The sequence below is a fragment of the Flavobacterium koreense genome, from assembly GCF_054776075.1.
This window is the reverse complement of sequence record NZ_BAAHCF010000012.1, coordinates 233,563-249,325: the sequence shown is the minus strand read 5'-3', so window position 1 is coordinate 249,325 and position 15,763 is coordinate 233,563. Positions and strand designations below refer to the sequence as shown.

The window sequence follows — 15,763 nt, the reverse complement described above, 5'->3', positions numbered from 1 at the left end:
ATTTAAAATAGAAAATTATGAAAAAAATATTTTTAAGTTTAATTTTATTGGCAGGAACATTGACATCAATTGTTTCTTGTAGTGATGAAAATTTAGATCCAGTTGCTTCGTCTAGTTCAATAAATATGACGTCACCAACTGGTGGAACTTTTGTATTAACTGGCTCAACAGCAGGTACAGATGCTTTTACAGCAAAATGGACTCCTGCAGAATTTGGATTTTCAGCGGCAGTAACATATTCATTGCAAGCGGTAAAGAGTACAGAAAGTTTTTCTAATACTTCACAAGCAATTGTGTTAGGAACTTACAGCTCTGATGCAGACGTAAATGAAAAAGCAGTTACTCAAAGAATTTTAAATAACTTGTTACTAAGTGCAGGAGGTTCAATAGGAACTTCTGGTGGTTTTAAATTAAGAATTATTGGAAAACCATCTACACAACTTTCAAGTTCAAATAATGGTGTTAGCGCAGTTTCTAATGAAGTAACTATTACTGCAACTCCTTATGACACTTTTGATGAATTTGAAAGATTATATGTGCCAGGTGGATATCAAAGTGCTAGTGGTTATGGAAATGATTGGTCTCCAGATCATGCGAATGTAGCTAAATTATTTTCTGCAGGAAACGATGGAAAATATGAAGGTTTTGTTTGGATGGATGTAGCTAGTCCAGCATTTAAATTTTGTCCTGTTCCTGCTTGGTCAGGAGATAAAGGAGATATTGCTGAAAATCCAAATACTTTTACAACTTTAGTTCAATCTGGAGGAAAAGACATTAAGCCAACTGATGGTGCTGGAACTTATTTCTTAACAGTAAATTGGAATGCTAATACTTACTCAATAGCTAAAAGACAAGTTGCAATTATTGGTCAAGCTACACCAAATGGTTGGGGTACACCAACTTACTTAACTTTTGATGAAAATCCTTCATCTCCATATTATCAAATGTATACTATAGATTTAGCTTTAACTAATGATGAGTTTTTAATTCGTTTAAAAGATGATTGGTCTGTAAAGATGGGAACATTATCAGGTAATACTGAAAATACTACTACAGGTGGTCAATACAAAATAAAATTGAATGGAGGAAACATGAAAGTTCCTGCAGCAGGTAATTATAAAGTTGTTTTAGATATCAGAAATTCTGCTAACTATAACTTGAGGTTAATGCCACAATAAATAATAAATTATAGCACATTCTCGATTTATGAAAGTAGTCGAGAATGTGTTTTTTAATTCAAATCTACGCTATGAAAAGATTTTTACTATTATGCTTACTATTTCCAGTTATTGTTTTTGCACAACAACAAACAGTAACTTATACTATTGCACCTACAGTTTTTGAAGAAAATCAATCAATTACTATTACTTTTAATGGAAGTAGTATTAATGAGTCAACATGGGGTGTAACCAATAACGCACTATACCTTTGGGCATGGAGCTTTGATGCTAGTGATGCTAACATTCAAGATTGCCCAACAAATGGCGCATGGACAAGTTCTAGTGAAACTAATAGACTTACTTATAATTCGGGTACTGATACTTATACTATAACATTTGTGCCAAATACTTTCTACAATAGAACCGGTATAGGTAAAATAGGTTTTTTAATTAAAGCTAAAGACGGAAGTGGGGATAAAAAATCTCAAGATATCACTTCAGAAGTCGGCGCTTTTCAAATGTCTTTAATATCTCCTATAGAAAATAGTAATACAATTATCAATTCAGGAGCTAATGTAAGTATTGTTGCTTCAAACACTGGTGGTAATGCTACTTATTCTGTTACGGCTAATGGTGTTCCAATTTCATGTTCAACTGCACCAACATCATTTTTTACTTGTGGTGACACAAATGTGACTACAACTAAAGTATATGTTGTTTCAGCGACATTAGGAACAACAACAGTTACTAAAAGATTTACAGTAATTGTCAATCCGGGAATTATTAGCTCTCCTTTAGATGCAGGCTTTGTAGACGGAATCAACTATGATCCTTCAGATGACACTAAGGCAACTTTGGTTTTAAATGCACCATTTAAAGATTTTATTTATGTAGCAGGAAGTTTCAATAATTGGTCGCCAACAGCTGCATACGCTATGAAAAAAGACCCTACTACAGGTAAATTTTGGTTAGAGTTAACAGGTTTAACTTCTGGTCAAATGTATGCTTATCAATATTGGGTTTGTGATAATACAAGCAGACCTGCAAATTCTCCAGCAATTGTTAAAACGGCAGATCCATTTTCAACTTTAGTGCTTTCTCCTTTCGATGATCCTCAAATTATTTCATTAGGTGTATATCCTGGTCTTCCTGTATACAATACAATAGCTCCAGGACAAGAAAGAGAAGTAACTGTGCTGCAAACTGGACCAACGGCTTATTATAATTATAATTGGAGTGCAGCAACTACTAATTTTGTAAAACCAAAGAAAAAAGATTTAGTTATCTACGAAGCTTTAGTTAGAGATTTTGATTCAAATAGAAGCTATCAAGATCTAATAAATAAAATAGATTATTTTAAGAATTTAAAAGTTAATGCGATTCAATTAATGCCAGTTATGGAGTTTGAAGGCAACGAAAGTTGGGGTTACAACACTGTATTTCACATGGCTTTAGATAAACGTTATGGACCTCCATCTAAATTGAAAGAGTTCATAGACTTATGTCACCAAAATGGAATAGCTGTTATTTTAGACGTTGCTTTAAATCATGTTTTTGGTCGTTCACCATTAGAAAGAATGTGGATGCTTGACACTGATAATGATGGATGGGCTAATGGAACAGGTTACAAAACATCTGCAGAGAACCCTTATGTCAATCAAGATGCAATGCATTCATACAGCGTTGGAAGTGATTTAAATCATTTTAGAGAACCAGATAATTTAACAAATGCTTATTCAGTTGCTACAATAAAACATTGGATGCAAGAATATAAAATTGATGGTTTTAGATGGGATTTAACAAAAGGATTTACTCAACAATGCCCTCCAAACGTTTCAGGTGGTCAAGATGCATGTACCAATGGATATCGTTCAGATAGAGTTGCTAAACTAAAATGGTACGCTGACAAACAATGGGAAATCGACCCAAATTTTCTTGTAATATTTGAGCACCTAGGTAATGGAGGTTCATATACAGAAGAAGTAGAATGGGCAAATTATCTTCGCTCTGGAGATACAAAAGGGATAATGCAATGGAGAAAAATGACAGACCCATATGCTGATTTATTAAAAGGTAACTTTGCAGATATTTCAGGCATTGCAGACGCTACTGACCGATTTATTGGTTATGCAGAAAGTCATGATGAAGAAAGAGTTGCATACAAAGCATTAAATGAAGCAGGTCAAACACAAGGAAATCTTGCTAAGGTGCATCAAAGACTTCAAGCAATGGGAGCAGTTCATTTATTGGTTCCTGGACCAAAAATGATTTGGCATTTTGGTGAACTAGGATGGAGTAGCTCTTTGTGGACATGTAATAATGGTGTAGTTTCTTATTCTAGTCCAGATTGTAAATTAGATACTAAACCACAACCACAATGGACAGGAAACTGGTTGACAGATACAAATAGAAGTGCTATTTACAATAGTTGGGCAAAAATGATTGACTTGAAAAAAACTGAAAATGTTTTTGAAAATGGAGCATATGCTTGGAACATCGGTAATACAGGACATCCTAGATTGGACGTTTGGACAAGTACCACACAAACAGCAGCATTAAGCTATGTTTTTGTTTTAACCAATTTTACTGACAATACTTACAATGTTGTTGGAGGATTTCCATTCACTGGAACTTGGGCAAATCTAATGGATAATACTACATTTAATGTATCAAACGTTAATATGAATATCAGTATTGAGCCAGGCGGATATAGAGTTTTTGGTAATAAAGCACTTCTTAATAATGATACATTCGATGCTTTAGATTTTGTTGCATTGTCTCCAAATCCAGCTTCAACTTATTTCACAATTAATACTTTGGTAGAGAAAGTTCAAATCTATTCTATCACAGGACAATTAGTGAAATCATTCTCAAGCGCTTCAATAAACGATAGTTTTTCAATCGAAGATTTAACTAAAGGTGTTTACATCGTTAAAATTTCTGATGCAAATAATCGTGAAAAAACTTTGAGATTAATAAAAGAATAATTTTGTTGAGTTAGTTTAAAATAGAATTTTCTAAAAGACCCTTCATAATTTTGAAGGGTCTTTTTTATACTATAACTTTGCAGAATTATATTCAATAGTTAAATGAAGAAAATAGTAGTAAAATCTTTAAAAATCTTTGGAATCACAATTGCAGTTTTATTGTTAGGAATGTTTCTGTTTCCAATAATCTTTCCAGGTAAAATTGAAAAAGAAATTAAAAGTTTTGCAAATGAAAATCTAAAAGGTGAACTAAATTTTAAAGAAGCTAATCTTTCATTTTTCAATCATTTTCCATCACTAACTTTGTCTCTTGAAGAGTTCAGTTTAAAAGGTTCCGAACCATTCAAAAAAGACACTTTAGTTTCTGCAAATGAAATTGCTTTCGGAATCAATCTTAAAGATTTAATCTTTGACGGAAAAGTAACTATTGATGAAATATATCTTTCGGATGCTTTTATGAGCGTAAAAGTTAATGAAAAAGGAGAAGCAAACTACAATGTATATGTTTCTGAAAATAAAAAAGTTTCCAAAGACACAGCATCTACAGCCATTCGATTGGATAAAATTTCTATAAAAAATAGTCATCTTGTTTACGATGATAAATCAACAAAAATATTAATCGATGCTAAAGGATTTAATTATCTCGGAAAAGGCGATTTAGACAAAGCCATATTTGATTTAAAGACCGAAGCTAAAATTGATGATTTTAATTTCATCTTTGGAGATGAGCAATATTTAAAAAATAAAAAAGTCAATGCAGATTTAATTACAAAAATCAATACAAATTCGCTTTCATTTATTTTTGAAGAAAACAATTTGAAAGTAAATAAACTTCCAATTGAGTTTGTTGGAAAATTAGATTTTTTGAAAAATGGTTACGATTTAGATTTCAAAGTCGAATCACAAGATAGTAAATTGAACGATTTTTTTACAGCATTGCCTCCAGCTTATGTTACTTGGTTAGAAAAAACAAAAGTTAAAGGAAGTACAGATTTACTATTGACTCTAAAAGGTAAGTATATAGCTTCTACAAATGAAAAACCAGATTTAGCTTTCAATATGAAAATTAGAGAAGGTGAGATTAATCATAAAGAAACACCTCTTCCAGCTTCAAATATATTTTTGAATTTTGACACAAAACTGCCTTCATTAGATACAGAAAAATTGAAAGTCAACATCGATTCTATATTTTTTAATGTTGGAAAAGATTATGTAAAAGCGATTATAAAATCAGAAGGTTTATCACGTCCTAAAATAGATGCTAGAATAAAAACAGCAATAGATTTAGCCAAATTAGATAAAGCTATTGGAATCCAAAATATGGATTTGAAAGGGCAATTAAATTTGGATGTCAATTCTAAAGGTGTTTATGATTCAAAAAATAAAATTGTTCCAATAACCAAAGGAAAAGTTTTATTCAAAAATGGTTATATCAAAACAGATTATTACCCTAATCCAATAACAAATATCAATGTTTTAGCTGATGTTTCAGACAATACAGGTTCGTTAAAAGATTTAAAAGTTGCCATAAAGCCAGCTTCTTTCAATTTTGAAGGAAAACCAGTATATGTGAATGCAAATCTAGAAAATCTAGAAAATGTCAAATATGATATAGTCGCAAAAGGCGAATTGGATTTAGCCAAAATTTATAAAGTATTTTCACAAAAAGGCCTTGACTTACAAGGTTACATAAAAGCAGATGTTGCTTTCAAAGGAACTCAAGCCGATGCAGTTACTGGAAATTACAATAAGTTGAATAATAGCGGAACATTGCTGTTGAGAAACATAAAAACAAATTCTGAATATTTACCAAAACCATTTCTTATAAAAGAAGGCGAGTTTGTTTTCAATCAAGACAAAATGAATTTCAATAACTTCTCTGCTGTTTATGGTCAATCCGATTTTAAAATGGATGGGTATATGCAAAACGTTATTGATTTTGTTCTTTCAGAAAAAGGTGTTTTAAAAGGAAGTTTCAACATTAACGCTAACTATATTAATATAGACGAATTCATGTCTAATTCAGCAAAAAATCAAGCTGAGAACAATCCAACAATAGCTGCGACTGGAGTTGTAATCATTCCACCAAATCTTGATTTGCAATTCAATTGTTTAGCTCAAAAAGTTGATTTTGATGAATTGAAAATGCAAAATCTTAAAGGAAATGTAACAATCAACAACGGAAAACTCCAATTAAAAAAATCTGGTTTTGATATTATTGGCTCTAATGTAAACATGGATGTTATTTACGGAAGTGAATCGCCAGAAAAAGCTTTTTTTGAGTTTGAAGTACTGGCTAAAGATTTTGATGTAAAACGTGCTTACAACGAAGTTAAAATGTTCAGGGAAATGGCTTCAGCTGCAGAAAGTGCAGAGGGAATTGTTTCATTAGAATACAAAGTTGGTGGAAAATTGAATAATGCAATGCAACCCATTTATCCTTCATTAAAAGGAGGCGGAACTCTTTCTGTAAAAAATGTAAAGATGAAAGGGTTTAAAATGTTTGGAGCTGTAAGTAAGAAAACAGGTAAAGATGCCATAAAAAACCCTGATTTGTCCAAAGTTGATATTAAAACTACTGTAAAAAACAATATAATAACAATCGAGAGATTCAAATTTAAAGTAGCAGGATTCCGACCAAGGATTGAAGGAACAACAAGTTTTGACGGAAAATTGAATATTAAAATGCGCCTTGGATTACCACCATTAGGAATCATCGGGATTCCATTAACAGTGACTGGTACTCAAGAAAATCCAAAAGTGAAACTCGGTAGAAAAGGAGAGGATATTGAAGAAACAGAATATGATGATACAAATCCTGAAATTGTAAAACCTTAAATAAAAAAAGCATCAAGTAATTATTTGATGCTTTTTTTATTTGTCAGATTTATTAAAACAAAAAACCCGAATATTGCTATTCGGGTTTTGTGGTACCTCCAGGGATCGAACCAGGGACACATGGATTTTCAGTCCATTGCTCTACCATCTGAGCTAAGGTACCTTTACAATTTGGAGCATTACTGCTACTTGATTGCGGGTGCAAATATAGAACGATTTTTAATTTATCCAAAACAATTTTTAAAAAAAATCTATTTGTAACTTTGCAACTCTAAACTTAGAATTATGCTTTTAGTCATCGATGTGGGAAATACACAAATCAAAGCGGCTGTTTTTGAACAGAATACGCTTTTGAAAAAAGAAATAATAGCCTATGAAGACTGGCAAATCTCATTGAAAAAAGTCATAAAAAATTTTTCAGAAATCAGTATTTTAGTAGTAGCATCGGTTGGAAAACTAGAAAAAAGTGATTTTTTGACATTAGATTCAGGACTAAATGTTTATTTCATTACTAGAGAAAGTAAGTTTCCTTTTAATAATCTTTATGCTTCTCCATCAACCTTAGGTATTGACAGAATGATTCTTGCATCAGGCGCGGTTCTCCAATTTCCGAAAAAAAACAGATTGGTTATTGATGCTGGAACTTGTATCACCTATGACTTTATTGATTCAAATGATAATTATTTAGGCGGAGCTATATCGCCTGGAATAAGACTGAGATACGAATCATTACACAATTACACTGCTAAATTGCCGTTATTAAAGAAAGAATCTCCTTCACAAATTATTGGAAATTCAACACTACAATCCATTCATTCTGGTGTTATTAATGGTGTTTCTTTTGAAATTGAAGGTTTTATTAACTCTGTTTTAGATAAAAATGATAACTTTATCATAATTTTAACTGGTGGAGACGCAGTTTTTTTGGCTGAACGATTAAAAAATACCATATTTGCCAATCCAAATTTTCTTTTAGAAAGTTTGAACCAAACTTTTCAATATAATAACAATGATTAAAAAAATTATAGTAAGCGTTTGTTTACTTTTTTCGCTAGTTTCATTTGCTCAAGAAGGAACATCTTCTCCCTATTCATTCTACGGAATTGGTGATGTTAGATTTAGAGGTACTATAGACACACGTTCTATGGCTGGTTTGTCAATCCTCCCAGATAGTATTCATATCAATCTTCAGAATCCAGCGATGTATTCTAGTTTGAAATTAACTTCTTTCTCAGTTGGAGGTACTTTTTCAGTAAATCAATTGAAAACAAATCAAAAAGACGAAAAAGCACAACGTACCACACTTGATTATCTTGCGATTGGTATTCCTTTGAAAAAATTAGGTCTTGGATTTGGTCTTATTCCTTATTCTTCTGTTGGATACAACATCAAAAATTCAGTTTATGCTCCAGATGGAAGAACGGATAATTATTATAAAGGAACTGGAGGCTTAAATAAAGTTTTCTTTGGTTTTGGATATCAATTAGCTAAAAACTTCAGTATTGGTGCAGATGTTCAATACAACTTTGGTAAAATTGACACTAGAAGCTTATCGACACAGTTTACTTTAAATTCATCAAATGAATATGAACAAGTGCAATATAGCACTAGAGAAACTAATTCATCCTCTGCTAGTGGAGTAAATTTCAATGCAGGTCTATCTTACAATACTAAATTATATAAAAATATTACTCTTTTTTCTAGTTTAACATATACGCCAGAAGCAACAATTACTTTGAATAACGAAAGATTTATAGCAATTGTTCAATCTGTTAATGGTGTTGCCGAAGCAATTGTAGGTGATGAGGAAGAAATAACAGTAGCTGACACCAAATTGAAAATGCCTTCTAAGTTTTCTTTTGGAGTAGGTATTGGTGATACAAAAAAATGGATTGTTGGTACAGAACTTACTTTTCAAGGAACAAGTAATTTCGGAAATAGATTTAATGATATAGACAATGTATCGTATGAGAATGCTACAAGATTTACAGTAGGAGGTTATTATATCCCAAATTATAAGTCATTTACAAACTATTTTGAAAGAATAGTTTATCGTGGTGGTTTTAGATTTGAAAATACTGGTTTAGTTATCAATAACCAACCTATAGAAGATGCAGCAGTAACATTTGGATTAGGTTTGCCTCTAAGAGGAGCTTTCTCAAATGTAAATGTTGGCTTCGAACTAGGAAATAGAGGAACTCAAAAAGGAGGATTAGTTAGAGAGCACTATATGAACTTTAGCATTGGATTATCTCTTAACGATAGATGGTTCCAAAAAAGAAAATACGATTAATTTTAAATCTCAATTAGCATGAAACGTAAATTAATTATTCTATTAATGATTTTTGCATTCCAATTTGGAAATGCTCAAGAAACGAATTGTGCAGATAAAGAAAGCAAACTTGCAAAGTATTTATCAGAAAGTGATTATGTTAAAGCAAAAGAAGTTTGGAACGACATAAAAATGACTTGTCTTACTTCAAGCGAAAAGTCTTTCCAACTAGGATTACAATTACAACAATATAACATCGAGATTGCTTCAAGAGAAGATAAAGAAAAAGAAGTTCGCGAAATTTTAGGTCTATTTAAATTATACGACAAAACATTCCCAAACAATAGTAATGGGAACTTTGAGAAAAGCGCAATGGCTTTATACTTAAACAAAGTTGGAAACAATAACGAAATCTATAGCTTATTAGATCAAGCATTTGAATTGCAGAAAAAAACATTTCAAGATCCAGAAGCAATTTTTGTTTACCTTCAGTTGTATGTTGAAAAGTATAAATCTGAAAAAGCAACAATTACCAGCGATAAATTATTTAGTAAATACACAGATGTAATTTCACTTATAGAAATGAATAAGGAAACAGTGCCTTCTAATCAAGAAATTTATGATAGAGTTCTTGTTTCTATGGAATCTCTTATGAAAGATTTTTTGGTTTGTGAAAACATTATTTCTCACGCTAAAGTTAATTTCCAAAATAAAATAAACGATATTTATTGGTTGCAATCTGTTGCAAAAATGCTTTCAGTTTCTTGTAAAAACGCGCCAATGTTTGAATCGATTGCTACTGAATTACATACTAGAAAACCTTCTGCTAAATCGGCTTATTATCTTGCAACCTACAATTTAAATACAGCCAAACAAGATAAAGCTATAGAATTCTTTTCGGAGTCAGTGAAATTAGAAAGTGACAAAATTACCAAAGCAACAACAGCTTATACAATTGCATCAATACTTTCAATAACTGATAAAGAAAAGTCAAAAGAAATGGTGCTTACTGCAATTGAAAACAATCCAACTAATGGAAGATACTACATCTTTTTAGGAAATTTATACGCAAATGCTGTTTCAGAATGTGGTACAAATGATTTAGAAAAAAATGCTATTTACAAATTGGCTTCTGATACAGTCTTAAAAGCAATTTTAGTTGAGCCAAGATTAAAAGGTACTTCAGAAGAATTGTCTAAATCTTATTTGCAGAAAATAATTACAACCAAGGCAAATACAAAATCTGTAAAAATCGGATGTTGGATTAATCAAACAGTAATTTTGTAATGCAATTAATGTTTAAAAAATCACTACTTTTTTCATTTACTACAATAGTGGTTTTTTTACTATTTGCTTGCGAAAGTAATTTTAAAGAAGTTCAAAAATCTACTTTTGCAGAGTTTACTCCAAGTGGTGAGGCTGATTCTATAAATATTAAATACACAGATTCTGGTAGAATTAAATCTATTCTTATTAGCGATAAGATGTTAGATTATGCTACAGTTGAATTTCCTTTTACAGAATTCCCAAAAGGTGTAAATGTTACATTATATGATGAAAACGGAAAGCGAACCTTTGTAACTTCAAAATACGCTGTGACTTTCAAAAATACCGATTTAATTGATTTGCAAGGAAGTGTGAAAATTACAAATGAAACAGGACAATTATTTGAAACAGAACAATTGTATTTTGATCAAAAAAACGAATGGTTTTATACCGAAAAAAGATATAAATTTACAGATCCAAAAGGAGTTTCTTTTGGTGAAGGTGTAGATTTCAGTAAAGATTTTAAAATAATAAACTCTCAGAGTGTAACTGGAGAAGTTGAAAACAATAATTAAACATGAACTATCTTAAAATAACAAAATATATTTATTTGCTAATCGGTTTCATAATGGTTTATGATGCAATTTCTAAATGGAATGATGCCGAAAAACCATGGTTGAGCGTTGTTCTTGCTGGATTAGCCTTTTTTACTTTTTTCTTTAGAAGCCGTTTTGCAAAGAAATTTGAAGATAGAAGAAATCAGAATAGTCAAGGTAATCAAAATAATACTTAGTGGAAATAACAGTAATCATAATATGTTTATTACTGTCTGCTTTCTTCTCTGGGATGGAAATAGCTTATATTTCATCCAACAAAATCTATCTTGAAATTGAAAAAAAACAAGATACATTTCTTTCAAAAATTTTAACCAAAATTACCGAAAAACCGTCTAAATTTATTGCCACAATGCTGGTTGGAAACAACATAGCAATTGTAGTTTACGGTTTTTTTATGGTTGATTTGTTAATGAATTGGATTAATTCGTTCGGATTTCAATTGTCTGAATTTTCAAATTTATTATTGCAAACGGTAATTTCTACATTAATAATTTTAATTACTTCAGAGTTTTTACCAAAAGTTTTTTTTCAGATTTATTCTAATAGTTTGATGAAATTTTTTGCGATTCCATCTTATGTATTCTATTTAATTTTCAATTATATATCAACATTTATAATATGGATTTCTGATTTTATTTTAAAAAAATTCTTCAACACAGAAGGTGATTACGTTCCTTCATTTTTTAGTAAAGTAGAATTAGGAAACTATATTAATGAGCAAATGAGTTCAGTTGAAGACCATGAAGATGTTGATTCTGAAATTCAGATATTTCAAAATGCACTTGAGTTTTCAGGTGTAAAAGCAAGAGATATTATGACACCTAGAACAGAATTGGTTGCAGTAGATATATATGATTCTGTCACAGAATTAAGAGAACTGTTTATTTCAACTGGTTATTCTAAGATTTTGGTATACCAAAACTCTATTGATGATATTATAGGTTATGTTCATTCCTTTGAATTGTTTAAAAAACCGCGAAGTATTAAATCGGTAATGATTCCAGTTGAGTATGTGCCTGAAACGATTTTTATAAAGGATGGTTTAAATTTACTAACCAAGAAAAGAAAAAGTGTTGCAGTAATTTTAGATGAATATGGAGGAACTGCAGGAATAATGACTGTAGAAGATATTATTGAAGAGCTTTTTGGAGAGATTGAAGATGAACACGATAGCGATGAAGAATTGGTAGAACAGCAACTTGATGAAACTACCTATCTTTTTTCTGCTCGTTTAGATGTAGAATATCTTAATCAAGAATACAAACTCAATATTCCTGAAAATGATTCCTACGGAACTCTTGGCGGATTTATAGTAAATGCGTCAAAAGAGATTCCGCAAAAAGGTAATCAAATTACAATTGACAACTTTCATTTTGTGATTGAAGAGGCAACAAATACCAAAATTGAAGTAGTAAAAATGACTATTTCTGACTAAGAATAAAAAAAAATCACATTTTATTGTAAATTATAGCATATCAACTATAATTATTTCATAGATAATTGTATTTTCGCAAACTGAATTAAAAAATTAACATATATAAAAATGGCAGTTTTACAAAAAATTAGAAAGCGCTCGGGATTACTTCTATTGGCTATTGGTTTTGCTTTGTTAGCATTTGTTATTCAAGATTTGTTTTCAAATGGAATGAAAAGTCAATCGCATGATGTAGGAAGCGTAAATGGGAAAGACATAGCTTTTGAAGATTTTAGAATTAAAGTCGCAAATACTGAAAAGAATGGACAAAACGGACAACCTGTTACGCAAACGCAAGCAGCTAATCAAGTTTGGGACCAAGAAGTTGCAATTGCTTTAATAAATGAGCAATTTGAAAAAGCTGGTATTCGTACTAGTGATAATCATATTGTTGAATTTTTCAAAAAAGATCCAAATATTGGTCAAAATCCAATGTTCTTAAATCAATTAGGAAAATTTGACTTAGCTAAGTTTAAAGAGTATTTTAAAAATAATCCAGAACAAGCTCAGATGATGAAAGATAGAGAAAAAGATGCTGACATCAACTCTAAATTCCAAATCTACAGTTCAATGATTAAAGCTGGAATGTATGTTACAAATGCTGACGGAAAATTCAAATATGAATTGGAAGCTAACAAAGTGAACTTTGATTACGTTTCTGTGTTATATTCTACAATTAAAGATAGTGATGTAAAAGTTACAGATGCTGACATCTTAGAATATATGAAGAAAAATGAAAAACGTTTCAAATCTGAGGAAACTCGTGAAATTGAATATGTTTTAATTGAAGACAAACCATCTGCTAAAGATGAAGAAGAAATGAAAGCTAAAATCAACGGACTTTTAACAGGTAGCGTTGTTTATAATAAAGAAACAGGTAAAAACGATACTTTACCAAGTTTTAGAAACGCTACAAATGTTGCTGATTTCGTTGGTGCAAACTCTGACAAACCATATGATTCAACTTACGTGACAAAACAAAATTTACCTGCAGAACATGCTGATAAGTTATTTGCTTTGCCAGCAGGTGAAATCTACGGGCCATACATCAACGGAAACTACTACTGCATTTCTAAAGTGATGGGTAGAAAAGCTGGTGACCAAGTTAAATCTAGTCACATCTTGATTAGTTGGGTTGGTGCTGAAAGAGCTGCTCCAAAAGAAAAAAGAACTAAAGAAGAAGCTAAAGTTAAAGCTGATGCATTGTTAGCTCAAGTTTTGGCAAATCCTTCAATGTTCCAAATGATGGCATTAACAAATTCTGAAGACCCATCTGTTCAACAAAATGGTGGTGATATGGGATTCATCTCAAGAGAAACTGGTTTTGCTAAAGGATATAAAGATTTCGTTTTTAACAATCCAGTTGGAAAAATTGGTATTGCAGAAACAGAATTTGGTTACCATATTATTAATGTTACTGATAAGCAAGACGCAGTTCGTTTAGCTACAGTTGCTCAAAAAATTGAAGCATCAGAGCAAACAACTAACGAAGTTTTTACTAAAGCTACACAATTTGAAATGGATGCAGCAGGTAAAGATTTTGCTACAGTTGCAAAAGCAGCTAAACTTACTGTAAATCCATCAATAAAAGCTAAACCAATGGATGAAGCTTTTGGAATTGCTGGTAATCAAAGACAAATTGTAAAATGGGCCTACAGCGATGATACTAATGTTGGTGATGTTAAAAGATTTGAAGTAGTTAATGTTGGAAACGTTATTGCTAGATTGAAAAAAATCAACGAAAAAGGTTTAATGACAGTTGAAGATGCTAAACCAATGGTTGAAAGTATTATCAAAAACAAAAAGAAAGCTGAAAAAATTATTGCTAAAATGAAAGGTTCTTCATTAGAAGCAATTGCTAAAGCTAATGCAACAACTGTTCAAAATGCTCCAGCGGCATCTGTAGATAATGCTGTTTTAGCAAATGTTGGATTAGAAGCTAAAGTAGTTGGAACTGCTTTTGGATCTCCAGCAAATAAAGTATCTGCTCCAATTGAAGGAAATTCTGGAGTTTATGTTATCAAAACAAAATCTGTTGCTAAAGCACCAAAATTGCCTAAGTATGACGATTATGTAAACAAATTGAAAGCTAATGCAGGTCAAGCTTCAGGAAGAGTTTTCCCAGCTTTGAAAAATGATGCTAAAATTGATGATAATAGATTAGAATTCTACTAGTAGATTCTTTCTAAAAATTATATAAAAAAATCCCGAAGTAATTCGGGATTTTTTTGTTTTATAAGATCATATCTTTATAGGGAACAATAACTGTATAGCCTTTTTTGTTGAAATACTCTGTTGGATTTTCTTTAGAAATGGCTAAAACAAAATCGCCACCCCAGGCACCAAGACTTTTAACAACTCCACGAAAATCATCAAACAAAGCTTCTTGAACTGTTTGAAGTTCTAAAACATTACTCATTTCAATTTCATGTTTTTGTAATGCTAATGCAAATTCTTTTGGTTCGGTTGCATCTACAATTGTCTTTGTAATTGCATCAATTATTTTAACAGTTTTGCCAATATCTCCTTGCTTGTCTAGATATGAAGCAATTGCAGATTTGCTACTTTGCTTTCTGTTCAAATAAACGAAATGTATTTTATCAGTAAAATCAGGTTCGAAAGCTATTTTTTCTACTGTTGGTTTTTCATTGACTAATTGGTAGATAATTGCTGAATCATTTTGAGCACAAGCCAAGTCATATCCACTTCCTCCAAAACTTCTTTTAAGTAAATCATAGGCATCAATCTCTAACCATTGAGCAATATTGTTAATTAGAGTAGAAGAAGTGCCCAAACCCCAAAATTTAGGGAATGTAAGTTCCGTTGTAATCTTATAACCTTTTGAATTTGTAATAAAGTCAGAATTCATAAGATATGCTTCGTGCAAAATCTCAATTAGTGTGTTTTTGATGTTATGAATTTCATCATAATTTTTCTTTTCAATAATACTAGAAAATGGAATGTTGTCTTCAAACCAAATACTTCCATCATGGTCGTGACTTCTCCATTGAATAACTTCATTTTCTGAAGATTCAATAATTAAATTCTGACCAAATTTTGTTGGTAACGCTAATGCTTTTGCGCCATCAAGAACCACATATTCTCCTGTGATTAATAATTTTCCGTTGCTGTAGAATTCTTTTTTCACA

Annotated in this window: 11 protein-coding genes and 1 tRNA gene; 10 read left to right on the top strand and 2 right to left on the bottom strand. The window is 31.2% G+C overall.

Going from position 1 to position 15,763, the window contains the following annotated elements:
• Positions 1-17 precede the first annotated feature (17 nt).
• From ACYU7A_RS07270 to ACYU7A_RS07260, 3 genes are all read left to right on the top strand, one after another.
• A complete protein-coding gene (locus ACYU7A_RS07270; protein WP_460575359.1) occupies positions 18-1,178 on the top strand; it encodes a SusE domain-containing protein in 1,161 nt (386 codons plus the stop codon).
• 71 nt (positions 1,179-1,249) lie between these two features.
• Entirely contained in the window at positions 1,250-4,147 is a 2,898-nt protein-coding gene (locus tag ACYU7A_RS07265) for an alpha-amylase family glycosyl hydrolase (protein WP_460575357.1), read from the top strand.
• A gap of 102 nt (positions 4,148-4,249) precedes the next feature.
• Positions 4,250-6,985 carry a hypothetical protein gene (locus ACYU7A_RS07260; RefSeq protein WP_460575355.1) on the top strand — a complete coding sequence of 912 codons (2,736 nt, stop codon included), beginning with the start codon at positions 4,250-4,252 and terminating at the stop codon, positions 6,983-6,985.
• A gap of 90 nt (positions 6,986-7,075) precedes the next feature.
• Here ACYU7A_RS07260 and ACYU7A_RS07255 read toward each other — a convergent pair.
• A tRNA-Phe gene (locus ACYU7A_RS07255) sits at positions 7,076-7,148 on the bottom strand.
• Between the two features lie 122 nt (positions 7,149-7,270).
• Here ACYU7A_RS07255 and ACYU7A_RS07250 point away from each other — a divergent pair.
• The 7 genes from ACYU7A_RS07250 (at position 7,271) to ACYU7A_RS07220 (ending at position 14,789) form a co-directional block, all read left to right on the top strand.
• Positions 7,271-8,002, top strand: a complete 732-nt coding sequence (locus ACYU7A_RS07250) for a type III pantothenate kinase (protein ID WP_460575353.1) — start codon at positions 7,271-7,273, stop codon at positions 8,000-8,002.
• Positions 7,995-9,278: a hypothetical protein gene (locus tag ACYU7A_RS07245; protein WP_460575351.1), complete on the top strand. Its 1,284-nt coding sequence runs from the start codon at positions 7,995-7,997 to the stop codon at positions 9,276-9,278. Before ACYU7A_RS07250 ends, ACYU7A_RS07245 begins: the two co-directional genes overlap by 8 nt.
• Positions 9,279-9,296: 18 nt before the next feature.
• Positions 9,297-10,544: a hypothetical protein gene (locus tag ACYU7A_RS07240; RefSeq protein ID WP_460575349.1), complete on the top strand. Its 1,248-nt coding sequence runs from the start codon at positions 9,297-9,299 to the stop codon at positions 10,542-10,544.
• The gene (gene lptC, locus ACYU7A_RS07235; protein WP_460575347.1) at positions 10,544-11,098 is read left to right on the top strand and encodes an LPS export ABC transporter periplasmic protein LptC; all 555 of its coding nucleotides are present in this window, start codon (positions 10,544-10,546) and stop codon (positions 11,096-11,098) included. The genes ACYU7A_RS07240 and lptC overlap by 1 nt, the downstream gene beginning before the upstream one ends.
• Positions 11,099-11,100: 2 nt before the next feature.
• A complete protein-coding gene (locus tag ACYU7A_RS07230; protein WP_396145581.1) occupies positions 11,101-11,316 on the top strand; it encodes a hypothetical protein in 216 nt (71 codons plus the stop codon).
• Positions 11,316-12,575: a hemolysin family protein gene (locus ACYU7A_RS07225; RefSeq protein WP_460575345.1), complete on the top strand. Its 1,260-nt coding sequence runs from the start codon at positions 11,316-11,318 to the stop codon at positions 12,573-12,575. Before ACYU7A_RS07230 ends, ACYU7A_RS07225 begins: the two co-directional genes overlap by 1 nt.
• A gap of 108 nt (positions 12,576-12,683) precedes the next feature.
• Positions 12,684-14,789 (top strand): peptidylprolyl isomerase, encoded by a 2,106-nt coding sequence (locus ACYU7A_RS07220; RefSeq protein WP_460575344.1) that lies wholly within the window; start codon positions 12,684-12,686, stop codon positions 14,787-14,789.
• 58 nt (positions 14,790-14,847) lie between these two features.
• Here the strand turns inward: ACYU7A_RS07220 and ACYU7A_RS07215 are convergent, their stop codons facing one another.
• A complete protein-coding gene (locus ACYU7A_RS07215) occupies positions 14,848-15,762 on the bottom strand; it encodes a GYDIA family GHMP kinase (protein ID WP_460575343.1) in 915 nt (304 codons plus the stop codon).
• Position 15,763: the final 1 nt, after the last annotated feature.